This is a genomic window from Agromyces sp. NPDC058064 (assembly GCF_042885275.1).
Classification (GTDB): Bacteria; Actinomycetota; Actinomycetes; order Actinomycetales; family Microbacteriaceae; genus Agromyces.
Genome location: NZ_JBHVSE010000001.1, coordinates 585,214 through 612,097 on the forward strand (window position 1 = coordinate 585,214; position 26,884 = coordinate 612,097).

Sequence of the window (26,884 nt, forward strand, 5' to 3'; positions counted from 1 at the left end):
CCGGGGATCATGCCTGCCGGGCGAGCTCGTCGATGACCCCGCGGCGTGGGACCCAGCCCGGCTGGGGTGCGCACTCGAGCAGCAGCTTGGTGTACGGATGCGAGGGGTGGTCGAGGATCTCGTCGACCGTCCCCCGCTCGACGATACGCCCGCGCCGCATGACGATCACGTCGTCGGCGACGGCGCGCACGACCGAGAGGTCGTGCGTGATGAACAGGTAGGTGAGGCCCTTCTCGCCGCGGAGCCGGTCGAGCAGGTCGAGCACTTGCGCCTGCACCGACACGTCGAGGGCCGAGACCGCCTCGTCGAGCACGATGATCTCGGGCTCGGCCGCGAGTGCGCGGGCGATCGCGACGCGCTGCTTCTGGCCGCCCGAGAGCGCCGAGGGCTTCGCGTCGGCGTGCCGCTCGGTGAGGCCGACCTCGGCGAAGAGCTCGAGCACTCGGGCCCGTCGCCCCGTCCGGTCGAGGTCGGGCCGGTGCACGCGCAGCATCTCGTCGATGGTCGCCGCCACCGGGAGCGAGCGGTTCAGCGAGCCCTGCGGATCCTGGAAGACCATCTGCACGAGCTTGGCGCGCGCCCGCAGGCGCGACCGCGAGGTGGTCGGCCGCACCTCGACGCCGTCGATCGCGACCGTGCCGGCGTCGGCCGTCTCGAGGCCGACGATCACGCGCGCGAGGGTCGACTTGCCCGACCCCGACTCGCCGACGACGGCGAGGCAGGTGCCGCGCCGCAGCACGCAGGAGACGTCGTCGAGCGCGGTGACGCTCGATCGTCGGCCGAGGTGGAAGGTGCGGCGGAGGCCCTCGGCCTCCAGGATGAGGTCCGCGCTCATGCGTGCGCCTCCGTTCCGTTCGGGACCACCGGCGCACGGTCCCCCGGGTGCAGCAGCGGCCGCGCGTCCATGAGCGCGCGGGTGTATGCGGTCTTCGGCCGGTCGCGGATCTCCTCGGGAGTGCCGATCTCGAGGATCGCGCCGTCCTTCATGACCGCGAGCCGGTCGCACACCGCGGCGGCGAGGTCGAGGTCGTGGGTGACGAAGATCATCGAGAGGCCGTGTTCGCGGCGCTTCTCGTCGAGGATCGCGACGACCTCGGCCTGCGTCGTCACGTCGAGCGCCGTCGTGGGCTCGTCGGCGAGCAGCAGCCGCGGCTCGCCCGAGATGGCGCCGGCGATCACGACGCGCTGCAGCATGCCGCCCGACAGCTGGTGCGGGTAGGAGCGCAGCACCCGCTCGGTGTCGCTGATGCCGACCTGCCGCAGGAGCCCTGCCGCCCGCGCCTTCGCCTCCGCCTTCGGGAGCCCCCGGGCGTCGGCCATGCCCTCGATGAGGAAGCGCTCGACGTGGAGCACGGGGTTGAGCGCGCCGTGCGGGTTCTGCGCGATGAGGGCGAGCTCGTTCGCCCGGATCCTCCGCAGCCCTTCGCCGCTCGCCGAGAGCAGGTCGGTGCCGGCGAACTCGATCGAGCCGCCGACCTTCGCGCCGGCCGGCTCGATGCCGAGCAGGCACTTGAGGGTCATGGACTTGCCCGAGCCCGACTCGCCGACGAGCCCGAGGGCTTCGCCCTGGCCGAGCGAGAACGAGTTGCCCCGCAGGATCTCGGTCTCGTCGCCCGTGTCGGGATCGGTGACGCGCAGCGTCAGGCCTTCGACGTTCAGCATCAGCGCATCCTCCCCGCAGCACGGCGACCGCCGAGCTGCTCTCCGACGTAGCCGAGGGCGGCCACGGTGATCACGATCGCGAGTCCGGCGAAGACGCTCTGCTCCCAGTAGCCCTGCAGGAGCGACGACTGGCCGTTGGAGACCATGAGGCCCCAGTCGGGCGTGGGCGGCTGCACGCCGAGCCCGAGGAACGAGAGCGCGGCGAGGTCGATCATCGCGTAGCCGAAGTTGATGGTCATGCCCGTGAGGATCTGGGTGCGCACGTTCGGGAGGATGTGCCGCACGGTGATGAGGAATCCCGAGATGCCCTGCAGCTGCGCCGAGGCGACGTACGGCAGGTTGCGCTCGCGCAGCGCCACCGAGCGGATCACCCGGGCCGAGTACGGCGTGAAGCCGATGGCGAGCGCGATCGAGGCGGTGAGCAGCGACGGCCCGAAGATGGCGACGGCGAGGATCGCGAGCAGCATGTTCGGGAAGGCGAACAGGATGTCGAGCACGCGACCGATGAACGCGTCGACCCGCCCGCCGAACCACACCGCGGTCAGCGCGAGCGTCACGGCGGCGGCGGCCGCGACGAGCACGACGATCGTCGGTCCGATCAGGCTCGTGCGCGCACCCCAGATGATGCGCGAGAGGATGTCGCGGCCCGACTGGTCGGTGCCGAACCAGTGCTCGGGGCTCGGCGGCAGGTGCCGGTCCACGACCGAGCCCTGGTACGGGTCGTACGGTGCGAGGAGCGGCGCGAAGATCGCCGTGAGCAGCACGAGCCCGAGCACCCCGGCGCAGACGAGGCCGAGCGTCCCGAGCCGGCGGCGCACGAGGCCCCACCCGGTCACCGGGCCGTCGAGGCGCCGGCGGCGCACCGCCTGCACCGCGACGGTGTCCTGGCCGACGGTGTTCGCCGGCGGTTCCGTACTGGTCCGGCCGGTCATGCCGACACCTCCCTGGCCAGTCGCACCCGCGGATCGATCACGGCGTAGAGCAGGTCGACGATGAGATTGATGAGGCCGAACGCGAGCACCATGATGAGCGCGATCGCCTGCACGACGGCGAAGTCCTTCTTCTGCACGGAGTTCACGAGCAGGGAGCCGATGCCGTCGAGGGTGAACGCGTACTCGATCACGAAGGCGCTCGCGAGCAGGCCTGCGATGTTGGTGCCGATCACGGTCGTGACCGGCAGCATCGAGTTGCGGATCGTGTGGCGGGCCAGCACGATCCGCTTCGGCACGCCGCGGGCGATCGCCATGACGACGTGCTCCGACCCCTGCTCCTCGCGGACGGCCGTGCGCGTGATGCGGGCGACGACCGCGATGGCCGGGAACGCGAGGGCGATCGCGGGCAGCGTGAGGTGCCAGACCCGGTCGGTGAACCCCTCGCCCGAGCCCGAGACCGGGAACCACCCGAGGTTCGCGCCGAACAGCGCCATCAGGAGGAGCGCGGCGAAGAAGGTCGGCACCGCGAAGCCGAGGTTCGAGCCGAACACCACGACCTTCTCGAAGACGCCCGAGCGGGTGGCGGCGAGCACTCCGAGGCCGACGCCGAAGAGCACGATGAGGATCGCGGCGTACGCGGCGAGGAAGAGCGTGGTGGGCAGCCGCGACTCGACGAGCGTCGAGACATCCTGCTGCGTGATCAGCGACCGGCCGAAGTCGCCGTGCAGCACGTCGACGAGCCAGTTCCAGTAGCGGACCAGGAAGGGATCGTCCAGCCCGTACTGCGCCCGGATGGCCTCGAGCACCTCGGGGGTCACCGTGCGGCCCTGGACGAGGAACTGCTCGGGGCTCCCCGGCGCGAGGTACATCCCGCTGAACACGATGAAGCTGGAGACGAGCAGCACCAGCGCCAGTGCGACGATGCGTTTCAGTACGTAGAGCATGGACGATCCCTTCCCGTGAGCACCGGTTACTCGGCGGAGCCGAGGTCGGCGGCCCAGGGGTAGTACAGGTAGACGAACGACGCGGGCACGCCGGTCACCGCCTTGTCGAGGTAGAGGCGCACGGCGAGGTCGTTGATCGGCACCCACGGCTGCTGCTGCATGACCAGCGCCTCGGCGTCGACCGTGAGCTCGGCCCGCTTCTCGGGGTCGCTCTCGGCGAACGCGGCGTCGATCGCGGCGTCGATCGCCGGGTCGGAGAAGCCCGAGTAGTTCTGCTGGCTGCCGGTGTAGGCGACGTTGTCGAGGTGCGCGAGCGGCGACGGGCTCGACAGGTAGTTCGTGGTGACGAAGCCGTCGTAGCCCTTGCGCGCCTCGGGGTCGGAGAAGAACGCGCCGAACTGCGCGCTCGGCACGCCCGTCGGCTCGAGGGTCAGGCCGAGTTCCTTCGCGCCGTTGGCCATCTCGTTGAGGATGTCGGCGTAGAACGCGCGCTCGCTCGGGTAGGCGATCTTGATCGGCTGCGAGAGGTCGACGGTCGCCGCCTCCAGCTCCGCCTTGGCGGCCTCGAGGTCGTGGCCGAGGTCGGGCAGCTCGGCGTCGCGCTGCGCGGCGACCTCGGGATAGCGGTTCCACGGACCCTGCGGGACGACCGAGCGCGACGGGGTGCCGGTGCCCTCGTAGACGGTGTCGGCGATCGCCTGGCGGTCCGTGGCGCGAGTGAGCGCGCGGCGCACGGCCGGGTCGCCGAAGGCGCCGTTGCCGGTGGAGATGATGGCCATGATCTGCATGCCCTGCCCGTACGAGAGCGAACCGGTGCTGCTCGTCGAGAGCTGCCCGAGTGCGGGCAGCGGCACGTCGTAGGAGCCCTGGATCTCGCCGGTCGAGAGTCCGGTCGCGATGGCGGTGGGGTCGACGACGAAGCCGATCACGACCTCCTTCGCCTTGGCGCGCTTCTCGGCGTTCCAGTAGCCGTCGTAGCGGTCGAGCGAGATCGACTGACCCTGCTTCCACTCGCCGAGCTGGAACGGCCCCGTGCACATGACGCCGGCCTCGGGGTTGCCGTAGTTCTCGCCGGCGGCCTCGCGCTGCTTCTGCTGCACGACGGCGCCGAGGTTCGTCGCGAGCTCCTCGTCGAGGATGGCGTTCGGCTCCGAGAGGGTCAGCGTCACCTCCCACTCGCCGGTCTTCTCGATGCCCGTGACGTCGGCGAAGCTCGAGGCGAGGTAGCTGCCCTCGGCGGGGTCGAGGTGGCGGTTGAGGCTGTAGACGACGTCGTCGGCGGTCATCGGCGTGCCGTCCCAGAAGGTGACGTCGTCGCGGATCTGGAAGACGTAGCGCGTGCTGTCGTCGAGCACCTCGAAGCCGGAGGCGAGGTTCGGCTCGACCGAGAAGTCGGGCTGCATCTGGAACAGCGACTCGCAGAGGTTCGAGATGATCGTGTTCTCGGGGTAGTTGAAGGCCTTGATCGGGTCGAGCGTCGCGAGCTCGCCGTAGGTCGAGTTCCACGTGACCGTGTCGATCTCACCGGTGGCCGCGGGCGTGACCTGCAGGAGCTCGCCGTCCTCCAGCGCCGGGCCGGCGTCGTTGCCCCGATCCGCCGTGCAGCCTGCGAGCCCCAGGCTCGCGACCGCGAGCAGCGCGATCGATGCCCTCGTCAATGCGGTTTTCACTGTGTCCTCCTGAGCTTCTTCGTTGAATCCCTCGCCGTCGATGCGATGAGCTACGGCGACGGTACTAGGAAAATCGATTCTTGTAAATCGATTCCCTGAATCGATTCTTCTTCTCGTGGACTGCGCGATCCGCTTGCTACGCTGTGCGGGTGTCCATCGAAGCCGCCAGACCGACCATCAACGACGTGGCCGAACGCGCCGGCGTGTCCCGCACTACGGTCTCGAACGCGCTCAACGGCAAGGGCACGATCGGCGCCGAGACCATCGAGCGGGTCAAGCGGGTCGCCGACGAGCTCGGCTACGAGCCGAACGCCGTGGCGCGGGGCCTCCGCCAGTCGAAGCTCGGGGTGATCTCGCTGCTCATCCGGCCGCTCGAGTCGCTCGACACCGCGCTGCCCGAGGGCGTCGACTACTTCCTCCGCTTCGCCGGGTCGGCCGCCCTCGCCGCGATGGACCACGGCTACTCGCTCATGCTCATCACCGACCCCGCGAAGCCCGGGGCCCCGTCGTCGTCGCTCGCCGCCGACGGATGCCTCGTCGAGGCCCCGATCCGCAACGACCCCGCGCTCACCCTCCTCGACCGCAAGCGCATCCCGTTCGTGGCCATCGGCGTCGACCCGGCGCGGCCCGACGCCTTCCCCGCGATCGCCCAGCAGACCGAGCGCGACACGTTCGTCGTGCTCGACCATCTGCGCGCGGCCGGGGCGGAGCGCATCGCGCTCGTGACGGGCACCGACGAGAACTCGTGGAACACCCTCGCGCGACGCGGCTACGAGGCCTGGACGGCCCGCCACAGCATCGAGCCCGAGATCCGCTCGCTCGACGAGACGAGCGGCGTCGAGGGCGGCCGGGCGATCGCGCACGAGCTGCTCGCCGGCCCGCAGCGGCCCGACGGCGTGTACTGCCTCACCGGCCGGCACGCGGCCGGACTCGTCGCCGGGGCGGGCGAGCTCGGCCTCCGGGTCCCCGACGACCTCCTCGTCGCCGCCGGCTCCGACGCGGTCGTGACCCGCACCTCGACGCCCACGATCACCGCCCTCGACATGCGCCCCGTCGAGACGGCACGGCTGGCCGTCGAGTCGCTGATCCGGGTGCTCGAGGGCGAGCCCGTCGACTGGTCCCTCATGGATCCCGAGAGCCTCCTCGTGGTCCGCGACTCGACGTCCCGGAGCTGAGCGGCCCCGGGGCATCCGCTCGCAGCCGACTCACCGTTCGAGGCCGTAGGCTCGATGGCACCGCAACCCCCGAACTGCAGAGGAGTCCGCCTGCCATGAGCGACGCCGCGAACCTTGACGTCTTCAACCGCCGCGAGTCCGAGGTGCGCGGCTACGTGCGCTCGTTCCCGACCGTCTTCGACCGTGCGACGGGCTCGACCCTCGTCGGCGCCGACGGCACCGAGTACCTCGACTTCTTCGCCGGCGCGGGCGTCCTGAACTACGGGCACAACAACCCGCTGTTCACGCGCGCCCTCATCGAGTACCTCGAGCGCGACGGCATCATCCACGGGCTCGACATGGCGACCTCGGCCAAGCAGGCGTTCATCGAGGCGTTCGAGCGCCACATCCTCGAGCCGCGCGGCCTCGACCACAAGCTGCAGTTCACCGGACCGACCGGCGCGAACGCCGTCGAGGCCGCGCTGAAGGTCGCCCGCCAGGCGACCGGCCGCTCGACCGTCGTGGCGTTCACGAACGCGTTCCACGGGCTCAGCCTCGGCGCCCTCGCCGCGACCGGCAACAGCCACTACCGCGAGGCCGCCGGCGTCTCGCTGGGCGACATCGTGCGCCTCCCCTACGACGGCTACCTCGGCGACGGCGTCGACACGCTCGACCTGTTCGAGAAGATGCTCGGCGACCCCGGATCGGGCCTCGACCTCCCGGCCGCCGTCATCGTCGAGGCGGTGCAGGGCGAGGGCGGCATCAACGTCGCGAGCGTGCCGTGGCTCCAGCGCCTCCGCGCGATCACGGCCGAGCGCGGCATCCTGCTCATCCTCGACGAGATCCAGGCGGGCGTCGGCCGCACCGGCGCGTTCTTCGCGTTCGAGGCCGCGGGCATCGTGCCCGACCTCGTCACCGTCTCGAAGTCGATCTCGGGCTCGGGCCTGCCGATGTCGCTCGTGCTGCTGCGCCCCGAGGTCGACGTGTGGAAGCCGGGCGCCCACACGGGCACCTTCCGCGGCAACAACCTCGCCTTCGTCTCGGCGCGCGTCGCGCTCGAGAACTACTGGGCCGACGACGAGTTCGTCGACGCGATCGCACGCACCTCGTCGGTGCTCGCCGCCGAGCTCGAGGAGATCGCCGCGGCGAACCCCGCGCTCGGCCTCACGGTGCGCGGACGCGGCCTCATGTACGGCCTCGTCTGCGACGGCGACCCGACGCTCGCCGGCCGCATCTCGAAGGCGGCCTTCGCGCGCGGCCTCGTGATCGAGACCTCGGGCGCCCACGACGAGGTGCTGAAGTTCCTGCCCGCCCTCACCATCGGCGAGGACGAGCTGCGTCGCGGCCTCGCGATCGTGCGCGAGAGCCTCGCCGCGGTCCTCGAGGCCTGAGCGGGCGAGCGTCGTCGACGACATGACCGAGACGGATGCCCCGCGCGCGCCGCGCGTGCTCGGGGCGACCGTCGACGACGAGACCCGGTGCGTGCACTACCGCACCGAGGTCGACGTCGTCGCGATCCGCTTCGCCTGCTGCGGCGAGTACTACCCCTGCCACGCCTGCCACGAGGAGGCGGCCGACCACCCGGCCGAGCAGTGGCCGCTCGCCGAGCGCGGGCGCGAGGCGGTGCTCTGCGGCGTCTGCCGCACCGAGCTGACGATCGAGGCCTACCTCGTCGCCGACGCCTGCCCCGCGTGCGCGTCGCGCTTCAACGAGCGCTGTCGGCTGCACACGCACCTCTACTTCGAGACGCGCTGACGACGGCCGAGGGCGGGCGGATGCCACGCGGCATCCGCCCGCCCTCGTGCGCGACGCCTCAGCCGCCCAGCGCGACCGCCTCGACCTCGACGCCGAGCCGCTCGGGCCGCGGCTGCGACGGGTGCGGGGTGTCGAGGAGCTCGGCCTGCAGCTCCCACAGCACGACCTTCAACTCCTCGCGGAGCTCCGCGTACGCCGGGTCGAGGTAGACGTTGTTCACCTCGTCGGGGTCCTCGACGAGGTCGTAGAGCTCCCACTCGGGCGGATAGCTGTGGGCCGACGACCCCGGCAGCCCGAGCCCGTCGTTGTAGAAGTAGATGAGCTTGTGCCGCTCGGTGCGCACCCCGTAATGGGCGAAGGCGTGGTGATTCGCGTCGTCGTTCTCGAAGTAGCGGTAGTACATGGCGGGCCGGGTGGGCCGTTCGGGCTCGACCGTGAGCTGCGGCCAGAAGCTCTGGCCCTGCATCCGCCCGTGCGGCGCGACGCCGGCGCTCTCGAGGATCGTCTGGGCGAAGTCGACGTTGGTGACGATCTGCTCGAGCGGCTCGTCGCGGTGCGGGATCCGCGACGGGCAGCTGATCACGAGCGGCATTCGCAGCGACTCGTCGTACATGAAGCGCTTGTCGAACCAGCCGTGGTCGCCGAGGAAGAAGCCCTGGTCGGACGTGTACATCGTGAGGGTGTCGTCGAACTGGCCGCGGTCGCGGAGCCAGTCGACCACCCGGCCGACGTTGTCGTCGACGGAGGCCACGCAGGCGAGGTAGTCCTCCATGTAGCGCTGGTACTTCCAGAGGGCGGCCTGTTCGTAGTCGAGGCCCTCGGGCGGCGCCTGCTTGAGGTCGGTGAGCGTCAGGTGGTCGGCGATGCGCATCGCCGCACGGTGCGCGGCCGACGATCGGGTGCGGTAGTCGTCGGTGAACGTCGCGGGCACCGGGATCGGCTCGGCGTACATGCCCCGGTGCTTCTCGTCGGGCTCCCACGGCCGGTGCGGGGCCTTGTGGTGGATGAGGAGGCACCACGGCTCGTCGCCCTCGAGCGAGTCGAGCCAGGCGAGCGAGAGGTCGGTGATGACGTCGGTCGCGTAGCCGTCGACGATCCGCACCCCGTCAGCGGTGAGGATCTGAGGGTCGAAGTACTCGCCCTGGTCGCGGAGCACGGCCCAGTGGTCGAAGCCCTCGGGGTCGTGGCCCGGGCCCTCGCCCATGTGCCACTTGCCGATGATCGCGGTGCGGTAGCCCGACTCGCGCAGCTGCGAGACGAACGTCGGCTGGCTCGCGTCGATCGGCGTCTCGAGGGTGGTGACCCCGTTGACGTGGCTGTAGGTGCCGGTCAGGATCGACGCCCGGCTCGGCGTGCACAGCGCGTTCGTGCAGAAGCAGTTGTCGACGCGCACGCCGGCGGCGGCGATCTCGTCGATGCGCGGCGTGCGGTTCACGACCGAGCCGTACGCGCCGATGGCGTGCGAGGCATGGTCGTCGGTGAGGATCAGCAGGATGTTCGGGCGGCGTTCGGTGGAACTCATCGATCTCATTCGTCTGTCGAGAAGCAGGCAGGGCGAGGCATCCGCTGCCGACGGGGCCGCACGGCGGAGCAGGCGCTCCGCCGTGCGACAGGGGTGCGGACGGCGGCGGGTTACTCTTCGCCGGCCGCCACGAACTGCTCGCCGAGGTAGTACTCGGCGGGGTCGAGCGGGTCGGTGACCTTGCCGGCCGTGACGAAGTACTCGTTGAGTGCGCCGAGCCAGGTGACGACCGTGCCGTCGTCGGTCAGGGCGTCGACCTCGGCGGCGGTCATGTACTTCGCGTTCTCGGCCTCGACGGCGAGCGCGTCGGCCTCGATCTTCAGCATCGCCGAGGTCAGCTCGATCGTCTCGTCGAGGTTCTCGACCCGGTAGTCCATGGCCTCGCGCAGCACGGCGAGCACCTTGGCGGTCGCCTCGGGCTGCTCGTCGACGAACGACGGGCTCGCGACGAAGGCGCTCGGGAAGGCGACCTCGTCGATGAAGTCCTCGTTCTCCGCGAGGATCTCGAGGTCGGGCACCTGCTCCTGGATGGTGTCGATGAGCGGGTACCAGATGCCCGCGGCGTCGACCTGCTTCGAGGCGAAGGCCGACACGACCGTCGCCGGGTCCATCGCGACCTTCTCGACGTCGTCGATGGTCATGCCGGCCTCGCGCAGCGCCATGGTGAGGATCATGTCGCCCGAGGTGCCTTCGGGCACCGCGACCTTCTTGCCCTTCAGCTCCTCGATGGAGGTGATGCCGGCCTGCGCGATGACGCGGTCGGCGTTGCCGAGGCTGTTGATGGCGGCGACCTTCGCCTGGCCGGAGGCGGGCAGCCACATCGCACCCGGGCCGATGTAGCCGAAGTCGAGGTCGTCGGTGCCGAGCGCCTGGATCTGGAGGGGCCCGTTGGTGAAGACCGGGGTCTCGACGTCGATGCCGTGCTTCTCCCAGAGGCCCTGGTCGTCGGCGATGGCGAGCAGGCTCGCGCCGTTGAAGTCGGCGATGTAGCCGAAGCGCACCTTCTCGAGCTCGGCGGGGGCGCCCGAGCCCGAGTCGCCTGCGGCGCTGCTGGAGCAGCCCGCCAGGGCGAGGGCGACGACTGCGGCAGCTGCGGCGAAGAGGCCGCGCGTGCGGAGGGTGTTGGTCATGGATCTTCCTTGATGTCGTGCTGTCAGTCGACAGCGGTGGGGGTCGTGCCGGGGTTCTGGTGGTAGACCGCGTTCCAGACGCGGTTGCGGAGCGCCGCGAACTCGGGGCTGAGCCGCATCTCCTCGGTGCGGGGGTAGGGCAGGTCGACGTCGACGATGTCGAAGATGCGCCCGGGTCGTGCCGCCATCACGATGACGCGGTTGGCGAGGTACACGGCCTCGTCGACGTCGTGCGTGATGAAGACGACGGTGCGCTTGTCGCGGTTCCACGTCTCGAGCAGCTGGTCCTGCAGCGTCACCCGGGTGAGCGCGTCCAGCGCGCCGAACGGCTCGTCCATGAGCAGGATGCTGGGGTTCACCGCGTAGGCCCGCGCGATCGCGCAGCGCTGCTTCATGCCGCCCGAGAGCATCTTCGGCAGGGCGTCGGCGAACTCCGTGAGCCCGACGAGCTCGATGAAGTGCTCGGCCTTCTCACGCCGTTCCTTCGCCCCGAGCCCGGCGGTCCTGAGCCCGAACTCGACGTTCTTGCGCACGGTCAGCCAGGGGAAGAGCGCGTACTGCTGGAAGATGACGCCGCGCTCGGGGCCCGGGCCGTCGACCGCGCGTCCGTCGACGAGCGCCTCGCCCGAGCTCGGCCGGTCGAGCCCGGCGAGGATGTTCATGAGCGTCGACTTGCCGCAGCCCGACGGTCCGACGACGGTGATGAACTCGTTGTCGGCCACGTCGAGCGAGACGCCGCCGAGGGCGGTGAACTCCTCGCCCTTGAGCTCGAAGGTCTTGGTGACGTCGCGCACCGAGATGCGGGCGTCGGTGAGGGTCGTGGTGGTCATCGTCGTTCCTGCCATCCGGTGAGCTTCGTCTCGGCGTAGAGCAGCACCCGGTCCATGAGGAGTCCGAGGATGCCGATCACGATCAGCCCGACGAAGATCGTCGGGAGGTCGTAGTAGAGCTGGGCCTGCTGCATGCGGTAGCCGAGGCCGGCCTGCGCGGCGATGAGCTCGGCCGCGACGAGGGTCGCCCAGGCCGCACCGAGGCCGACGCGCATGCCGACGAGGATGAACGGCACGGAGGCGGGCACGACGACGCGGAGGAAGATGCCGGCGTCCTTCGTGCCGAGCACTCGCGCCGCGTTGATCAGGGTGCGGTCGATGTTCACGACGCCCTGGAACGTCGAGATCACGCAGGCGAAGAACGCCGCGAGGAAGATCACGAGGATCTTCGGCTCCTCGCCGATGCCGAGGAGGACGATCGCGAGGGGGATGATGGCGAGCGGCGGGATGGTGCGGAAGAACTGGATCCACGGTTCGACGAGCCCGCGCGCCCACGCGTACCAGCCCATGAGGAAGCCGACCGGGATCGCGACGAGGGTGCCGAGCGCGAAGCCGATCAGCACGCGGGTGAGGCTCGCGACGGTGTCGGAGAGCAGTGTGCCGTCGACGAGCAGCTCCCAGCCGCGCACGGCGACCTCGACGGGCGAGGGCAGCCGCAGGCCGGCGGCCGAGAGGGCCCACCACAGCAGGATGCCCGCGGCGACGCTGATGAGGTTCAGCGCGAGCATGCGGCGGCGGGGCGAGGCATCCTTCGCCTTCGCCGTCGCCTTCGCGCGTTCGGAGGCGTCGCGGCGCTTCACGGTGGCATCGGTCAGCGCGACCATGCGCGGCCTCCTCGGTTCAGGGGGGACATCAGGTGGTGCTCCTTCGCAATCGGGTGGCCGCGGGGGCGACGTTCGTCGCCGACTGGTAGCCGGCGAGCAGGGGGGAGTTCTGGAAGATGGCGATGATGCCGCCGATGGCGCCGCCCTCGTCGCCGAGCGCGGCGCCGCGGATGCGGGGCGAGTACTCGCCGACGGGCAGCAGCTCGTAGGCGGTCGTCGCCGCGGCCTGCTCGAGGATGACCTCGGAGATCTGGGCGACCTCGCCGCCGACGACGATCTCGGAGGGGTTCAGCGCGACCGCGAGCGAGCCGATCACGCGGCCCACGGCCTCACCGGCGTCGCGCAGCACGCCGACGACGAGGGGGTCGCCCTTGGCCGCCGCCTCGGCGAGGGCCTCGAGCGAGCCCATCGGCGCGCCGGCCTCGGCGGAGCGCCGGAGGATCGCGCCGATCGAGGCGACCGTCTCGAGGCAGCCGCGCTTGCCGCAACGGCAGAGCTCGCCGTGCCCGCCGAGACTGATGTGGCCGAACTCACCGGCGAGGCCGGAGGCCCCGGTGACGAGTCGCCCGCCGACGACGAGCCCGCCGCCGATGCCGTCGGACAGGCGCAGGTAGAGCAGGTGCTCGGCCTCGGCGGCGCTGTCCCAGGTCGCCTCCGCGAGCCCGGCGAGGCGGGTGTTGTTGTCGAGCAGCACGGGGGCGGCGAAGCGTTCGGCGAACGCGGTGCGCATGAGCACCGCTCCCGCCCTGCGCGCCTCGGCGACCGGCTCGGAGGGCTCGTGCGGCACCCGCGGCGAGAACGGGCCGGGGAATCCGATGCCGACGCCGAGCACGCCGTCGAAGTGCAGCCCGCGATCGGCGCCCATGCGGTCGACGAGGTCGAACGCCGCGTCGATGCGCTCCTGCCACGACGCCGTCGCGTCGTAGGCGACGACGTCGGAGGCGATGAGGTCGTGGGCCGCGTTCGCGACCACGATGCGCACCCGGCGCCGGCCGAAGTCGACGCCGAGGTACTGCCCGGCGGCGGGGTCGAGCGTGAGCTTCTCGGCGGGCCGGCCGCGCCCGAGGCGGGGGGTCTCGTCGTCCGAGACCGAGATCACGCCCCGCTCGAGCAGCTGCGAGGTGATCTCCGAGAGCGTGGTGCGCGAGAGGCCGATGCGCGCGGCGAGCTCGCCGCGGGTCATCGCGCCGTGCTCGCGCAGCACCTGGAGGACCCGGTCTTCATGGGTCCGTCTGACGAGTGCGTGCACTCCGCTGGGCAAGGTCACACGGACACGCTAAGAGGGCCGATTTTTTCCGTCAACACACCGACATAATTCGCTTCGAAATCCGACATCCACCGGACGAATGGCGCTCCGAGCCCATGCGCCGGATGCCTCGGCACGACGACGAACGGGCGCGATGGTCGTCGACCATCGCGCCCGTCCTCATCGCCGCGGGCCCCGCGCGGGGCCCGTGAGCCCGCCCGTCAGCGCTTGCCGGGCACCGTCACCTGGACCGTTCCGGCTACCACCGGCTCGGCGCCGCCGACCGTGACCTCGAGCTGCCCGGTGTGCACACCGGAGGTGTGGAAGTTGCGGCTCGAGCTGCCCGCGTACGGCGAGTTCTGCGTCATCGCGACGATGTCGACCGCGGCGGTGCTCGTGAGCGCGACGCTCTGGCGCAGGCCGTCGCTCCAGACGAGCTCGGCCGTGACTGCCGCCGGAACGGAGTCCGGCGCGATCACCCGCCAGTCGATCTCGACCTTCGACGACATCGGCGCATCGCCGGCGGCGGCGGGGGTCGCGGTGACGGGCACGCGCGTCACGCTCGGCGCCGCATCGACCCGCCAGTCGACGGTCGCGGTCGGGAAGAAGTTCACGCCCTGCACCGTCATGCGGGTGCCGAGCTGTCCGGCCCGGTCGATGAACTCGGCGAGCACCTTGCCCGACTGCGGCGTCCAGCCGGCCTCGGCGGTCGCGAGCAGCCGCGGGAAGGTGTAGAACTGCGCCTGGTCGACGCCCCGGATGAACTCGCCCCAGAATGCGGCCTCGACGCCGAGGATCGCGCTCTCGGGGATGCCGGAGATGTGGGTCGCGGGGTTCCAGCTGTAGGCGTTCTCGAGCGTGCACGGGCCGCCGCAGGCCCACGTGCCGCCGAGCGGCTGCCGGCCGTCCTGCTTCTGCGGCATGTAGGTCTTGTTCGCGGGCGAGAGGATCACCTTCGCGCCTCGCTCGCTCACCGCGTCGCGGGTCGATGCGCCGTTCCCGTTCCAGTACTGCACGACCGCGTCGTCCTGCGGCAGTGCCGAGCTCGCGTACTCGTTCCAGCCGACGACGGTCTTGCCCAGGTCGGCGACGGTCTCGTTCGCGAAGTCCACCATCCTGAGGTAGTCCGCGTGCGAGGTGCTGTGCGCCTCGTCGCCGCCGATGTGGAGGTACTCGCCCGGCGTGAGCTCGGCGAGCTGGCCCAGCACCTCGGTGATGAAGGCGTAGGTGTGCTCGTTGTCCGCGTCGAACGTCGAGATGCCCACGTCGCCCGTGCCCTGGTGCGGCGCGGTGTCCTCGCCGGGCAGCGGCTTGGGGTTCGACCCCGCCGAGTTCAGCTGCGGAATGGCGTGGAGCGCCGCGTTGGTGTGGCCCGGCAGGTCGATCTCGGGGATCACGGTCATGCCGTTGCGGCCGGCGTACGCGACGATCTCGCGGTAGTCGTCCTTCGTGTAGAAGCCCGTCCGGCCGAGCTCGGTGCCCATGAGCTGGCCCGCCCGGTTGTAGGTCATCGCGGTCGCGCCGCTGATCGCGGTGAGGTCGGCGTAGTCGATGCCGGAGGGGTTCTCGGCCGGGGTGTCCATGGCGATGCGCCAGCCCTGGTCGTCGGTCAGGTGCAGGTGCAGCCGGTTGAGCTTCAGCGGGGCGGCGCTGTCGATGAGTCGCTTGACCTCGTCGACCGTGTAGAAGCTGCGGGCGGTGTCGACCATGAGCCCGCGGTGCTCGAAGCGCGGGTAGTCGCTGATCGAGACGAACGGCACCGCCCATTCGACGTCGGTGCGCTGCGCCGACTCGACCCAGGCCGGCAGCAGCTGGCGGAGCGTCTGGACGCCGTTCAGCGCCCCCGCCTCGGTGTCGGCGGCGAGCTCGATGCCGCCGGCGTCGACCTCGAGCGTGTAGCCCTCGGCCTCGTGGCCGGCGGGCGCGCTGCCCTCGGCGACCGAGACCTCGATGACCGGGCCGTCGTCGTCGGCCTCGTCGACGATCGGAAGGTCGAAGCCGGTCGACGGCCGCATGACGTCGGCGAGGTACTCGGCGGCCGCGAGGGCGTCGCCGGATGCCTCGATCTCGACCCCGTCCGTGAGGATGAGCGCGCCGTCGCCGCGCTCGAGCGAGACGGGGGCGGGTACGAGCGGCAGCTGCGGCTCGGGCTCGGGCAGGGGCGCGTCGTAGACCCGGAACTCGGAGAGCGAGTACCCCCAGCTCGACCAGCGGGTGATGCCCTGCATCCGCACGAACCCGACCGGCTCGTCGACGTCGAGGCTCAGTTCGTCGATGCGCGGGCAGGTGGCCTGCGCGGCCCGTTCGGCCTGCGTCGTCCACTCGACGCCGTCGACGGAGGTCTGGATCCGGTAGGCGCGGGCGCAGGCGTTCGGCCACTCGAGCACGACCGTCGCGACCGCTGCCGGCTCGGCGAGCTCGAGCTGCACCCAGCTCGCGTCGACGTACTTCGACGACCAGCGGGTCGAGGTGTCGCCGTCGTTGACGTGCGCCGGCACGAAACGCGCGTCGTCGAGCTCGGTCGACGACGCCGTCGCGACGGCGTCGAGCGCGAGGTTCGCGGGCATCGCCGCGCGAAGCGCGGTCGGGCCGCCATCGGGCTCGTCGGCGGCGGCCGCCGCGAACGGCGCCGCCGGCACGATCAGGGCGGCGGCGAGTGCGGCCGCGGCGAGTCGGAATCTGCGGGGCATGAGGTCTCCTCGTCGAGATGCAGGGAATCGCGCCTCACGCTAAGGAGCCCGTTTTTTTCCGTCAACACCCCTGCAGAATTCGGCCCGGAACCCCCTCCGAGCTGGCGTCGCGACGGGCGTCCGACGCGCTCGCCGGCGCCCCCGGCGAGCCCGCCCGCACGACCCGGAGCGTCGCGAGCGTCGGGTCGACGGCCCCCCGCACGTAACCCCCGGGGGTGGCGGCGATGCGCTGCAGGAACTCGACGACCTCGGCGGTGACGACCTCGCCGGGCAGCACGTTGGGGATGCCGGGCGGGTACGCGGCGAGGGCATCGGTCGACACCCGCCCGATCGCCTCCTCGATGGGCACCTGCGCGCCGGAGGCGAAGAACGCGTCGCGCGGCAGCATCGCGAGCGGCCCGGGCTCGGGCAGCGCGACCGACGCCGCGCGGGCGATCCCCGTCGATCCGGATGCCTCGCCCACGGCGTCGTCGGGCGCGAGCGCGTGCAGGGCCTCGACGATGCGGTCGACGTCGGGCACGACCCCCGCGCCGAGCACCGCCACGACGGCCGAGTCGGTCGCGATCTCGAAGGAGACGCCGTCGCGCTCGAGCCGATCGCGCACGGTGTGGCCGTGCAGCCCGCCGCGGGCGACGTCGATCGAGACGCGCAGGGGGTCGGCGTCGACGATGTCGGCGAAGTCGCCGAAGCCGTCGCTCACGATGCCGAAGCGACCACGGCTGCGGATCTCGTCGCGCAGGCGGTCGGCGGCCGCGATCGACGCGGTGATGCGCGCCTCGCCCGTCTGCAGGGTCTCGCGCGCGAGGTCGAGCGAGGCGAGCAGCAGCGCGCTCGCGCTCGTCGACTGGGTGAGCGTGAAGCCGCGGTCGACGAGCGGTTCGAGCTCGTCGGCGAACGGCCCGTCGGCGAGGTGGAGCATCGCCGACTGGGTCAGGCTGCCGCCGAGCTTGTGGGTGCTCGAGATGACGAGGTCGGCGCCCAGGCGCACCGGGTTCTCGGGGAGTTCGGGATGGAACCCGAAGTGCGCGCCCCAGGCGGCGTCGACGACGAGCGGGGCGCCCGCGGCGTGCGCGACCTCGGCGAGCGCCGCGATGTCGGCGACGGCGCCGAAGTAGCTCGGCGAGATGAGGTAGACGCCCTTCGGGCGATCGACCCGGGCGAGCGCGGCGCGGAGTGCGTCGGGCGAGACCCCGTGGTTGATGCCGAGGACCGGGTCGATCGCGGGTGCGACGAAGCTCGGCGAGAGCCCGGCGAGGATCACCCCGTCGATGAACGAGGAGTGGGCGCTGCGCTGCCCGACCACGGGATCGCCGGCCCCGCGGAACGCGCCGAGCGCGAGCGCGGCGATGCGGTTCGCCTGCGAGGCGCCGTTGGTCACGAACCAGGTACGCCGCGCGCTCCAGGCCTCGGCGGCGAGCGTCAGCGCCTCGGCGAGCGGGTTGCCGGGCCCCTTGTCGATGCCGGCGAGGAGCGGCGGAACGTCGCGCCGCAGCAGCGCCGCCCCGAAGAACTCGGTGAGCGCGGGCGCCGCGTCGGGGTCGGCCGCGTGGCCGGGCACGTAGACACGGGCACGGTCGGTGTCGGCGTAACGGGCGACGGCGTCGGCGTAGGGAGTGGGCATGGTTCAAGCCTCCCCGATCTCACATCGATACGGAATACCGTTGTTTCTGGAATGCTCCATACTGAATATGGAGTAGGAAAGGAGAGAGTCGATGCTCGACCTGCGTCAGTTCCGTGCACTGCGCGCGATCGCCGAGCACGGCTCCGTGGCCGCCGCGGCCCGCGCCCTCGGCTGGAGCCAGCCGACCGTGTCGCACCACCTCGCCGGACTCGGCCGCGCCACGGGCACCGACGTGATCGAGAGCTCGGCGGGGGGCACGACCCTCACCACGGCGGGTCGGCTCTGGCTCCCGCACGCCTCCGCCGTGGTCGACCGCGCCGACCGCGCGCTGCTCGAGGTCGCGGCGACGCTCGAGTCCGGGCGTCGCACGGTGCGCCTCGGCGTCTTCCCGACGGCGGCGGCACGGCTGCTTCCGGGCCTCGTCGCGGCGTTCGACGCCGCGGGGCTCGTGCCCGAGATCACCGAGGCCGAGCTCGACGTGCTCGCCTCGGCGCTCGATCGGCTCGAGCTCGACGCCGCCGTCGTCTACTCGGCCCCCGGTGCGCCCAGGCACGGCGTCCGCCGTTCGAGCGCCGGCGTGCAGCGGACCCCGCTCTTCACCGAGCGCTTCTCGCTCGTGACGCCGGCGACACATCGCCTCGCCGGTGCCGGCGCAGTGCGACTCGCCGAGCTCGCCGGCGAACGCTGGGTGGTCGGCACGCTCGACGACGACCCGGTCGACGCCGCCTTCCGCTCGGCCGCGGTGCAGGCCGGCTTCGAGCCGCTGCTCGGGCCCCGCAGCGACGACTACCGCGTCGTCGTCGAATACGTCGCCGCGGGGCTCGGCCTTGCCTTCGTGCCCGAGCTCGCGGTGCCCGCCGGCCGCGACGACCTGGTCGTCGTCGAGGTCGAGGGGCCGGCGCTCGCTCGCGAGGTCGAGCTCGCGACCGCACCGACCCTCGCCCCCGAGCTGCGCGAGCTCATGGTTCGCGCGCTCGCGTGATCCGGCTCGGCTCCGCTCAGTCCCGCCCGGCGCCGGCGGGTGCCGGCTCCACGTCGTCCGGCTCGAGCCCGGGTGCGGCGGGAGCCGCCCCGTGCACGGGGTGCGTCCGCTCGAGCGCGGCGCCCTCGACGTCGACGTCGGGCAGGAGGCGGTCGAGCCACTTCGGCAGCCACCACGCCTTCTCGCCGAGCAGGTGCATGATCGCGGGGATGAGCAGCATGCGCACGACGAAGGCGTCGAGCAGCACGCCCGCCGCGAGGCCGAAGCCGAGCGGTCGCACCATCGTGAGGTGCGAGAACACGAAGCCGCCGAACACCGCCGCCATGATGATCGCGGCGGCGGTCACGACCGCGCGGCCGCCCCTGAGCCCGGCGACGACCGCCGTGCGGGCGGGCACGCCGTGCACCCACGCCTCGCGCATGCCCGACACCAGGAACAGCTGGTAGTCCATCGCGAGCCCGAACAGCACGCCCATGATGATGATCGGCGCGAAGTTCAGCACGGGCCCGGGGTCGTGCACGTCGAACAGCGGTCCGAGCCATCCCCACTGGAAGATCGCGACGACTGCGCCGAACGCCGCGAACAGCGAGAGCACGAAGCCCGCGGTCGCGATGAGCGGCACGAGGATCGAGCGGAACACGAGGATCAGGATGATCATCGAGAGGCCGACGACGAGGCCGAGGTAGAGCGGCAGCACGTTCGCGAGCTTCTCGGAGATGTCGATGTTGCCGCTCGCCTGGCCGGCGACGCCGAGGGCGAGCTCGCCCGTGCCGTCGAGGCCCGCATCGGCGGCGCCGAGCGGCGAGAGCGACCGCAACTCGTGCACGAGCTCTTCGGTCGACACGCTCGAGGGCCCGTCTTCGGGCACCACCTGGAACGCGAGGAAGTCGCGGTCGTCCGAGACGCCGACGGGGGCCACGGCGACGACGCCGGGCTGGCCGTGCAGCAGTTCGGCGAGCTCGGCCTGCGCCGGCACGACGCCGTCCTCGTCGAGACCCTCGGGCAGCGAGACCGTGACGAGGAGCGTGCCGTTCTGGCCCGCGCCGAACGCGTCGGCGACCGCCGTGTAGGCGCGGTACTGGGTCGAGTCGGCGGCCTCCGAGGAGCCGTCGGGCAGGCCCAGGCGCATCGACAGCGCGGGGATGGCGACGACGAGCAGCGCGACGATCGCGATGCCCGCGCGCAGCAGGGCCCGCGAGGTCTTCATGGGCTTCAGCTCGGGCTGCGCGTGCTCGGCGTGCCCGATCTGCGCCCGGGCGCGACGGCTCAGCACCCGCGGGCCGATGAGCCCGAGGAGCGCGGGGCTCAGCGTCACGGCGACGATCACCGCGATGAGCACGCACACCGCGCCGACCGTGCCCATGACGCCGAGGAACGGGATGCCGGTCACGTTCAGCGCGAGCAGCGCGACGAGCACCGTCGAGCCCGCGAACACGACGGCGTTGCCCGAGGTGCCGTTCGCCAGCGCGATCGACTCGTCGAGCTCCATGCCGGCGAGCAGCTGGCGGCGGTGGCGGTTGAAGATGAACAGCGCGTAGTCGATGCCGACCGCGAGGCCGAGCATGACGCCGAGCACCGGCGTGACCGACGACATGTCGACGACGCCCGAGAAGGCGAGCGAGCCGGCGACGCCCACCCCGACGCCCACGAGCGACGAGAGGATCGGCAGCACGGCGGGCAGCAGCGCCCGGAACATGATGATGAGCACGAGCAGCGCGAGCACCACGCCGATGATCTCGCCTGCGCCGATGAGCCCGTCGATCGAGGCCGCGATCTCGGAGGAGTAGTCGATCGCGACGCCGTCGATGTCGGCGCCGTCGAGCTCGGCGGCGACGGCCGACTTCTGCTCGTCGGGCAGGCTGAAGAGGTCCTCCTCGAACATGACGGCCCCGAGTGCGGTGGCCCCGTCGTCGGAGACGGTGCTGATCTCGGAGGCGGCGTCGGCGAGCCGCACGCCTGCGTCGAACTGGACGCGCTGGGTGGCGAGCTCCTCGGCGCCCGACTCGAGCTCGGCGCGCTTCGCCTCGAGCTCGGCCTGCCCGGCGTCGAGCTGCGCCTGCTGCGCCGCGAACTGCGCGGCGGCCGCGTCGTACGCGCCGGCGGCCTTCGCCTGCTCGACGGCCGCGTCGAGCTGGGCCTGGCCTGCGTCGAGCTGCTGCTCGGCGGCGTCGAGCTGCGCCCGGCCGTCGTCGAGCTGCTGCTCGGCTGCGTCGAGCTGCGCGGCGCCGTCGTCGAGCTGCGCCTGCGCGTCGGTGCGCTGGGCGTCGGCCTCGAAGGGGTCGACGACGTCGGCGACGCCGTCGAGCTCGCCGATGCCGGCGAGCAGCTCGCCGATCGCGGCCTGCTGCTCGTCCGTGAACGCCGCGCCGTCGTCGGTCTGGAACACGACCGTGCCCGTCGCTCCGCCGAGGTCGTCGAGCTCGCCCTGGAGCTCGGCGGTCACTCGGTCGGTCTCGGTGCCGGGGATGCTCATGCTCGAGGTCAGCGTGCCGCCGAACGCGAGGAAACCGCCCACGGCGAGCGCGAGGGCCAGCACCCAGCCGGTGATGACGCGCCAGGGTCGGTGCGCGGCGAACCGCCCGAGGCGGTAGAGGAGTTCGGCCATGGCGGTACTGCCCTTTCGAGTCGCGGATACGGCGGCGCGTCGTCGGGCCGGTCCGAGAATAACCGACACCTGTCGGATATCCGACATCTGTCGGACGCTTGGCCCGGCCGAGGCATCCGGCTGACAGAATCACGGTATGGATGTCCGCGTCGAACGCACCCGCCGCGCGCTGCAGGCGGCGCTGTTCGAGCTCGCCAGGGAGCGCCCGCTCGAGGACCTCACCGTGGCCGACATCGCGCAGCACGCCGGGGTCAACCGATCGAGCTTCTACCAGCACTACGCCGACAAGGAGACCCTGCTCGCCGACGCCCTCGACGCCGCGGCGGAGGCGGCGGGCGCCTCGCTCCCCCGGATCAGCGAGCCGCTGCCGGCGCCGCCGCAGGCGCTCTTCGACTACCTCCGGCACTTCGACGCCAACGCCGAGGTCTACCGCCGCGTGCTCGGCGCGCAGGGCTCGGCGCTCGTCACCGCACGCCTGCGCGCGAAGATCGAGGGCATCGTGCGCGACGGCATCGAGGCCTCGGGCGCCCGCGTGTTCGACGGGCTGCCCCTCGACATCGTCGGCGCGGGCATCGCGGGCTCCGCGCTCGGGGTCATCGAGGCCTGGCTCGCGCGAGACCCCCGCCCACCCGTCGAGACGGCGGCCGAGTGGCTGTGGCGGGTGCTGCTCGGCCCCGGCGACGACTGGCGGTGAGGCTCAGCCCGGTTCGCCGGCGCCCTGCTCGATCGCGGTGTCGGCGAGGTGCCGGGCGCCATGGCTCAGCACCTTGACGACGACCCCGCGCCGCCGCAGCTCGCCGAGCGTGCGCACCTCTTCGTCGAGGTCGCGGCCGAGGGCGTGCACGTTCGCCACGACGAGCACGTCGCCGTCGTGCAGGGTGCCGAAGAATCGGGCGAGCCGCTGCTCCCACGACTCGCCGAGGTTCTCGGGCGCGGGGTAGCGGAAATCGAGGATGGCGACCCCGAACGCGAGCAGGTCCTGGCGCTGCTCGAGGATCGGCGGCATGTCGTCGCGCGCGACGACGAGGCCGACGAGTCGCGAGCCCTCGGGCCGCGCCATCCACCAGTGGCCGTCGTGCCGCACCTCGACGAAGCACTCGGGGCACTCGGTCGGCGTGTGCGCGACCTGCCCCGTGCCGCTCATGGGACCCTCGTCGCTCATCGTGCTCGCCTCGCTCCTACCCGTTCGTCCGGCATTCATCGTACGCGGTCACGACGACATCGGGCCCGGCCCCGCACGCGCAGAGCTCCACGAGCCGGTCCGGCGGATCCGCCGTCAGTCGTCGGCGCGCACTCGCGCCCGGCGCCCCTGCGACCGGGCGAGCACGACGGCCGCCGCGCCGAGCAGCACCGCGACGAACGCGAGCAGCCCCCAGCCCGCTCCCTCGAATCCCGTGTCGGAGAGCGCACCCGGGCCGGACGGGGCCGGCGGACCGGGACTCGGCCCGGGCGTGGGCCCGGGCGGCGAGGTCTGCTCGTTCGCGAAGGTGCAGACGGCCGTGTCGCCGAGCCCGAGGCCGACGATCGCGCTCGAGCCCTCGACCTCGACCCCGTCGCTCGCCCCCGTGCACGTGATCCCCGCGAGCTCCCACCCGTCGGTGCCGAGCTCGGTGACGACGTACTCGCCCGGCGCGAGCGGCGCGGTCGAGAACGGCGGCGAGGCATCCGCCAGCGTGAAGCCCTCGCCCGGTTCGCCCGAAGCGCCCCATTCGAAGCCGAACTCCTGCGGCGAGCCGCTCGGGTCGGTCGTCTTGTCGACGACGAGCACACCCCACTCCACGTTGGTGAACGTGCAGGTGACCGTCTCGCCCGGGTCGAGCTCGATCGAGCCGACGAGGTCGACGACCGTCGACGCGGTGCCCTCCGCGTCGCCGTCGACGCAGCTGAGGTCGGTCGTGTCGTAGCCGTCCTCGTCGGACTCCGCGACCGCGTAGCTCCCCGGCGGGATCGCGTCGAAGATCGCGGCCCCCGTGCCGTCGCTCGTGGTGATGGTGAACTCGGGCGGGTCGAGCCAGTCGCCGGTGAACGAGAAGGCGCCGTCGGCACCGTCGACCGCCTTCGCGATGACGATGCGCCCCGGCGCCGTGTTCACGGCACGGCAGTCGCCCACGTCGCCGGGGCCGACCGAGAACTCCGAGAGGTCGTCGATCACGAACGGCGCACTCCCGTCGCCCGGCGTGATCGTGCAGCTGAGCGAACCCTCGATCCACTCGGGGCGGTCGACCTCGGCGAACGAGTATCGGACGCCCGGGACGATCACGGGCAGGGGGATGCTCACGGTGCCTCCCTCGGTCACGGCGCCCACGGTCACCGGGTCGACCTCGTGGTCGAGATCCATCAGCACGAACTCGAACGTGCCGTCACCGCCGAGCGAGGTCTTGGTGAGCGTGCCGGTGCCCGCCACGGCCTGGTTCGTGAACGTGCAGGCGAGCCCCTGCCCGACCGGGGCCGTGAACTGCAGGCCGGGCGTCTCGGGCTGTTCGTCGACGAGGCCGTCGCAGCCCACGGTGCCGTTCCAGCCGCCGGGCACGTCCTCGGTGATGGAGTAGCTCCGACCGGGCACGAGACCCGACCAGCTCACGCTCTGGGCCGACTGCCCGACGCCGCTCACGGTCTTGGGGTCCGTCTCGCCCTCGGGCACCGGCGCGATCGACAGGTCGAACGACCACTCGAAGTCCGAGGCGATGCCGCTGGAGATCTTGGCCACCGTGATCGACGACGTCGCCGCCGTGTTCTCGACCGAGCAGGAGATCGCCTGGCCGGGTGCGGGCGCGAACTGCACGCCGGGCACGGCGGGGTCGAGGTCGGCGACCCCCTCGCAGACGAGCTCGCCGCGGGTCCAGCCGGACTGGGCGGCCCCGGCCTCGCGCACCGTGTAGGTGGCGCCCGGCGTGAGCTCGCCCCACTCGACCACGGGCGCCCCGTCGGTCGCGGTGCGGCCCTCGACGCCGCCGCCCGGGGCGACGAGCTCGAAGTCGAACGACCACGCCAGCCCGGGGTCGGTGCCGGCGACCGACTTCTCGACCGACAGCGACGCCGGCTCCGCGCGGTTGGTGAAGAAGCAGACCGCCGCCTCGGTGTCGGCGAGCTCGACGACGACGCCGCGCCCGTCGGCGCTCGGCGTCCATTCCGCGCCGTTGCAGTCGAGGCCGTCGAGCGACCATCCGTCGACGTCGGCGGGCTCGGTGATCGTGTAGCTGCCGGGCTCCAGCCCGCCGAACGAGGCCAGGGCGACGTTCGGCGGCGTCGAGCTGCCGTTGAGTGCGAACGCGGTCGGCTCGTCGTCGGGCGGGGTGAAGAGGAACGCGAACTGCTGGTCGTACTCCACCGGCACGGTGCGCTTGATGACCGCGATCGAGCCCGGGAGGCTGTTCGTGAAGAAGCACCGCACCGTCTCGCCCGGCAGCACCGTGAGGTCGATCGTGCGCAGCTCGAGGTCGCCCGTGTTGTCGCTGCCGCCGTAGGTGCACGAGAGGTCGGCCAGCCGGGTCGCCGGGTCCCCCTCGTCGGTGGCCTCGGTGATCGTGTAGTCGCCCGGCGCGACCCCCGTGAAGACCTCCTCGTAGAGGGTGCCGTCGCCGTTCGGCACGGCGATGCTGAACTCCTCGCCGCCGGGCAGGTCGCTCGTGAAGTCGAAGGTGCGGCCGTCGACGCCGTGGGCCTCCTTGGAGACGATGACGGTGCCGAGCTGGGTGTTCGTGAACGTGCAGGTGATGTTCTGCCCGGCCTCCGGGGTGACGGTGACCGAGCGCTCGCCCGTCTCGGCCTCGGCGTCGCAGCTGATGCCCGGCGGCAGCCAGCCGTCGGCGGGCGCCTCGGCGATCGAGACGGGCTCGCCGACCGGCACCGCGAAGGAGCGACTGCCGCCGTCGCTGAGCCGGAACGTCGCCTGCCCGGTGGCCTCGAACCCGAAGTCGGCGGTGGAGCCGTCGGGCTCGATCTGCTTCACGACGGTGATCACCGCGGCGGAGTTCGTGATCACGCAGTCGGTCGTGTTCTCGGGCGAGACGACGAATCGGTCGGCCGGATCGTCGAGGACGAACTGCTGCGGAGGGCCGCCGGCGAGCGGGATCGCGGTGCAGACCACCGACTGCAGCGACCATGGAGCGGGGATGGCCGTCTCGTCCAGGCGGTAGTCGGATCCGGCGAGCACGTCGGGGTAGGTCTTCGTCTCCCCCGCCGCGACGGTGTCGTCGATCGTGTCGACGGGGGGAGGACCGGGGATCACCACGCCCCCATCGCGCGCGATGGTGAAGCCGAAGTCGTCGTCGGCCACGACCCCGTCGGGCACGGTCTCCTTCGTCACCGTGAGGGCGCCGCAGTTCGAGATGCTCATCGGGTCGGGCGTGTGCTCGGCGAAGTCCTGGATGTTCGCCTGCGGCGAGTTGCCGGTGCGCGTGAACATCTCGGACACCTCGAACGTGCTGCACTGCGTCGGCGCGAAGATGCCCGCGGTGTTCAGGTCGATCGCGAACTCGCCGAAGGTGTCGAGCGGCTGGTTCGTGAGCGGCGGCCCCTCCTGCCGCACTCCCGTCGACCAGGCGATGTCGGCCGTGCCCGGCTGCGCCTGCCAGGTTCCGGCGCCGAGCGGGTTCGCGCACGCGTCGCCCGCGCTCGGCACCCAGCGCAGCACGCGGGCGGTCGTGCCCGACGAGGCGTAGTCGAACTCGATGAGCACGTCGTCGCACCGGCCGGAGGCAGGCCCCTCGAGGTCCTGGAAGATGCTCACCTCGCCGTTGCCCGCGTACCTCGTCCAGTAGCCGTAGAGGATCGCGTGCCGGGTGCCGTCGGCGGCGACGACGACCTCGAGGCCGTAGCCGGTCGAGCAGAGGTCGCCCTTCTCGTTCGGCTTGGCCGAGCCGGGCAGCCACGGGTTCGTGTTCGGGCTCTGGCTCGGCGGCGCGCCGGTGGGCTCGGCTCCGACCGCGCACGCCGCCGTCTCGGCGTTGTTGTCCCAGTCGAAGGCCGCCTGGATGATGCCGCTCGACTGGAGCCCCTGGGCGGTCGTGTACGCGCCGGTCGGGGCGAAGGTGAAGCTGCCATCGGGCTGCACGTCGGTGATGAAGTCGCCCCAGTTGAACGTGTTCGGCGGGGAGGCCGGGGTCGTCGTGCCGTTGACGACCATGCCGGTCTGGAGCCCCGACGGCGACAGCGTCGCGGCCGCGGCGGGCCCCGCGGCGCCGAGCGGCACGAGGACGGCTGCGAGCAGTGCGACGGCGATCGCCGCCGCGCCCCTCCGCCGCCGCCCGGTCATGCTCGGCCGTCCCTCGATCGCGCACAGGGCTGGGGCGACGGTGATGCCGTCGCGCTGATCACA

At 71.9% G+C, this 26,884-nt stretch carries 20 protein-coding genes; 5 read left to right on the forward strand and 15 right to left on the reverse strand.

Features of this window, described 5'->3' with window-relative positions:
- Positions 1-7: 7 nt before the first annotated feature.
- From ACFVSL_RS02765 to ACFVSL_RS02785, 5 genes are read right to left on the reverse strand one after another with little or no spacing between them, the layout of a single operon-like run.
- The gene (locus ACFVSL_RS02765; protein WP_386938284.1) at positions 8-835 is read right to left on the reverse strand and encodes an ABC transporter ATP-binding protein; all 828 of its coding nucleotides are present in this window, start codon (positions 833-835) and stop codon (positions 8-10) included.
- On the reverse strand, positions 832-1,662 hold the full coding sequence (locus ACFVSL_RS02770) for an ABC transporter ATP-binding protein (protein WP_386938285.1): 831 nt from the start codon (positions 1,660-1,662) through the stop codon (positions 832-834). Before ACFVSL_RS02770 ends, ACFVSL_RS02765 begins: the two co-directional genes overlap by 4 nt.
- The gene (locus ACFVSL_RS02775; protein WP_386938286.1) at positions 1,662-2,594 is read right to left on the reverse strand and encodes an ABC transporter permease; all 933 of its coding nucleotides are present in this window, start codon (positions 2,592-2,594) and stop codon (positions 1,662-1,664) included. Before ACFVSL_RS02775 ends, ACFVSL_RS02770 begins: the two co-directional genes overlap by 1 nt.
- Positions 2,591-3,538, reverse strand: coding sequence for an ABC transporter permease (locus ACFVSL_RS02780; protein WP_386938288.1), 948 nt, complete (start codon positions 3,536-3,538; stop codon positions 2,591-2,593). The genes ACFVSL_RS02775 and ACFVSL_RS02780 overlap by 4 nt, the downstream gene beginning before the upstream one ends.
- Before the next feature lie 26 nt (positions 3,539-3,564).
- Positions 3,565-5,208, reverse strand: a complete 1,644-nt coding sequence (locus tag ACFVSL_RS02785) for an ABC transporter substrate-binding protein (protein WP_386938290.1) — start codon at positions 5,206-5,208, stop codon at positions 3,565-3,567.
- Positions 5,209-5,357: 149 nt separating this feature from the next.
- Between ACFVSL_RS02785 and ACFVSL_RS02790 the strand changes: the two genes are divergently transcribed.
- The 3 genes from ACFVSL_RS02790 (at position 5,358) to ACFVSL_RS02800 (ending at position 8,117) form a co-directional block, all read left to right on the forward strand.
- On the forward strand, positions 5,358-6,383 hold the full coding sequence (locus ACFVSL_RS02790) for a LacI family DNA-binding transcriptional regulator (RefSeq protein ID WP_386938291.1): 1,026 nt from the start codon (positions 5,358-5,360) through the stop codon (positions 6,381-6,383).
- Positions 6,384-6,478: 95 nt separating this feature from the next.
- Positions 6,479-7,753: a diaminobutyrate--2-oxoglutarate transaminase gene (gene ectB / locus ACFVSL_RS02795; RefSeq protein WP_386938293.1), complete on the forward strand. Its 1,275-nt coding sequence runs from the start codon at positions 6,479-6,481 to the stop codon at positions 7,751-7,753.
- Positions 7,754-7,775: 22 nt separating this feature from the next.
- The gene (locus ACFVSL_RS02800) at positions 7,776-8,117 is read left to right on the forward strand and encodes a CHY zinc finger protein (protein WP_386938295.1); all 342 of its coding nucleotides are present in this window, start codon (positions 7,776-7,778) and stop codon (positions 8,115-8,117) included.
- A gap of 58 nt (positions 8,118-8,175) precedes the next feature.
- Here ACFVSL_RS02800 and ACFVSL_RS02805 read toward each other — a convergent pair whose 3' ends face one another.
- The 7 genes from ACFVSL_RS02805 to ACFVSL_RS02835 form a co-directional block, all read right to left on the reverse strand.
- On the reverse strand, positions 8,176-9,639 hold the full coding sequence (locus ACFVSL_RS02805) for a sulfatase (protein ID WP_386938296.1): 1,464 nt from the start codon (positions 9,637-9,639) through the stop codon (positions 8,176-8,178).
- A 110-nt stretch (positions 9,640-9,749) separates the two neighbouring features.
- On the reverse strand, positions 9,750-10,769 hold the full coding sequence (locus ACFVSL_RS02810) for an aliphatic sulfonate ABC transporter substrate-binding protein (RefSeq protein WP_386938298.1): 1,020 nt from the start codon (positions 10,767-10,769) through the stop codon (positions 9,750-9,752).
- 23 nt (positions 10,770-10,792) lie between these two features.
- Positions 10,793-11,599 (reverse strand): ABC transporter ATP-binding protein, encoded by an 807-nt coding sequence (locus ACFVSL_RS02815; RefSeq protein ID WP_386938300.1) that lies wholly within the window; start codon positions 11,597-11,599, stop codon positions 10,793-10,795.
- Positions 11,596-12,423: an ABC transporter permease gene (locus tag ACFVSL_RS02820; protein WP_386938301.1), complete on the reverse strand. Its 828-nt coding sequence runs from the start codon at positions 12,421-12,423 to the stop codon at positions 11,596-11,598. The genes ACFVSL_RS02815 and ACFVSL_RS02820 overlap by 4 nt, the downstream gene beginning before the upstream one ends.
- A 28-nt stretch (positions 12,424-12,451) precedes the next feature.
- The gene (locus tag ACFVSL_RS02825; RefSeq protein WP_386938303.1) at positions 12,452-13,690 is read right to left on the reverse strand and encodes an ROK family protein; all 1,239 of its coding nucleotides are present in this window, start codon (positions 13,688-13,690) and stop codon (positions 12,452-12,454) included.
- Positions 13,691-13,890: 200 nt separating this feature from the next.
- Positions 13,891-16,359 (reverse strand): family 20 glycosylhydrolase, encoded by a 2,469-nt coding sequence (locus ACFVSL_RS02830; protein ID WP_386938304.1) that lies wholly within the window; start codon positions 16,357-16,359, stop codon positions 13,891-13,893.
- A gap of 61 nt (positions 16,360-16,420) precedes the next feature.
- Entirely contained in the window at positions 16,421-17,980 is a 1,560-nt protein-coding gene (locus ACFVSL_RS02835) for an aminotransferase class I/II-fold pyridoxal phosphate-dependent enzyme (protein ID WP_386938306.1), read from the reverse strand.
- Between the two features lie 91 nt (positions 17,981-18,071).
- Between ACFVSL_RS02835 and ACFVSL_RS02840 the strand changes: the two genes are divergently transcribed.
- Positions 18,072-18,962 carry a LysR family transcriptional regulator gene (locus tag ACFVSL_RS02840; protein WP_386938308.1) on the forward strand — a complete coding sequence of 297 codons (891 nt, stop codon included), beginning with the start codon at positions 18,072-18,074 and terminating at the stop codon, positions 18,960-18,962.
- A 16-nt stretch (positions 18,963-18,978) separates the two neighbouring features.
- Here ACFVSL_RS02840 and ACFVSL_RS02845 read toward each other — a convergent pair whose 3' ends face one another.
- Positions 18,979-21,567, reverse strand: coding sequence for an MMPL family transporter (locus ACFVSL_RS02845; protein WP_386938310.1), 2,589 nt, complete (start codon positions 21,565-21,567; stop codon positions 18,979-18,981).
- 136 nt (positions 21,568-21,703) lie between these two features.
- On the opposite strand from ACFVSL_RS02845, the gene ACFVSL_RS02850 reads away from it, so the two are divergent.
- Complete coding sequence (locus tag ACFVSL_RS02850) at positions 21,704-22,261, forward strand: TetR/AcrR family transcriptional regulator (RefSeq protein ID WP_386938311.1); 558 nt, start codon at positions 21,704-21,706, stop codon at positions 22,259-22,261.
- Positions 22,262-22,264: 3 nt separating this feature from the next.
- Here the strand turns inward: ACFVSL_RS02850 and ACFVSL_RS02855 are convergent, their stop codons facing one another.
- Complete coding sequence (locus ACFVSL_RS02855; RefSeq protein ID WP_386938313.1) at positions 22,265-22,729, reverse strand: recombinase family protein; 465 nt, start codon at positions 22,727-22,729, stop codon at positions 22,265-22,267.
- A gap of 114 nt (positions 22,730-22,843) precedes the next feature.
- On the reverse strand, positions 22,844-26,821 hold the full coding sequence (locus ACFVSL_RS02860; protein ID WP_386938315.1) for a hypothetical protein: 3,978 nt from the start codon (positions 26,819-26,821) through the stop codon (positions 22,844-22,846).
- Positions 26,822-26,884: the final 63 nt, after the last annotated feature.

What these genes read in the sequence shown, in the direction of transcription:
- ACFVSL_RS02835 (WP_386938306.1), bottom strand. Translation starts at nt 17,980, where the DNA reads ATGCCCACTCCCTACGCCGACGCCGTCGCCCGTTACGCCGACACCGAC.
- ACFVSL_RS02855 (WP_386938313.1), bottom strand. Translation starts at nt 22,729, where the DNA reads ATGAGCGACGAGGGTCCCATGAGCGGCACGGGGCAGGTCGCGCACACG.
- ACFVSL_RS02815 (WP_386938300.1), bottom strand. Translation starts at nt 11,599, where the DNA reads ATGACCACCACGACCCTCACCGACGCCCGCATCTCGGTGCGCGACGTC.
- ACFVSL_RS02770 (WP_386938285.1), bottom strand. Translation starts at nt 1,662, where the DNA reads ATGCTGAACGTCGAAGGCCTGACGCTGCGCGTCACCGATCCCGACACG.
- ACFVSL_RS02805 (WP_386938296.1), bottom strand. Translation starts at nt 9,639, where the DNA reads ATGAGTTCCACCGAACGCCGCCCGAACATCCTGCTGATCCTCACCGAC.
- ACFVSL_RS02860 (WP_386938315.1), bottom strand. Translation starts at nt 26,821, where the DNA reads ATGACCGGGCGGCGGCGGAGGGGCGCGGCGGCGATCGCCGTCGCACTG.
- ACFVSL_RS02775 (WP_386938286.1), bottom strand. Translation starts at nt 2,594, where the DNA reads ATGACCGGCCGGACCAGTACGGAACCGCCGGCGAACACCGTCGGCCAG.
- ACFVSL_RS02765 (WP_386938284.1), bottom strand. Translation starts at nt 835, where the DNA reads ATGAGCGCGGACCTCATCCTGGAGGCCGAGGGCCTCCGCCGCACCTTC.
- ACFVSL_RS02800 (WP_386938295.1), top strand. Translation starts at nt 7,776, where the DNA reads ATGACCGAGACGGATGCCCCGCGCGCGCCGCGCGTGCTCGGGGCGACC.
- ACFVSL_RS02840 (WP_386938308.1), top strand. Translation starts at nt 18,072, where the DNA reads ATGCTCGACCTGCGTCAGTTCCGTGCACTGCGCGCGATCGCCGAGCAC.
- ACFVSL_RS02830 (WP_386938304.1), bottom strand. Translation starts at nt 16,359, where the DNA reads ATGCCCCGCAGATTCCGACTCGCCGCGGCCGCACTCGCCGCCGCCCTG.
- ACFVSL_RS02850 (WP_386938311.1), top strand. Translation starts at nt 21,704, where the DNA reads ATGGATGTCCGCGTCGAACGCACCCGCCGCGCGCTGCAGGCGGCGCTG.
- ACFVSL_RS02820 (WP_386938301.1), bottom strand. Translation starts at nt 12,423, where the DNA reads ATGGTCGCGCTGACCGATGCCACCGTGAAGCGCCGCGACGCCTCCGAA.
- ACFVSL_RS02810 (WP_386938298.1), bottom strand. Translation starts at nt 10,769, where the DNA reads ATGACCAACACCCTCCGCACGCGCGGCCTCTTCGCCGCAGCTGCCGCA.
- ACFVSL_RS02780 (WP_386938288.1), bottom strand. Translation starts at nt 3,538, where the DNA reads ATGCTCTACGTACTGAAACGCATCGTCGCACTGGCGCTGGTGCTGCTC.
- ectB (WP_386938293.1), top strand. Translation starts at nt 6,479, where the DNA reads ATGAGCGACGCCGCGAACCTTGACGTCTTCAACCGCCGCGAGTCCGAG.
- ACFVSL_RS02845 (WP_386938310.1), bottom strand. Translation starts at nt 21,567, where the DNA reads ATGGCCGAACTCCTCTACCGCCTCGGGCGGTTCGCCGCGCACCGACCC.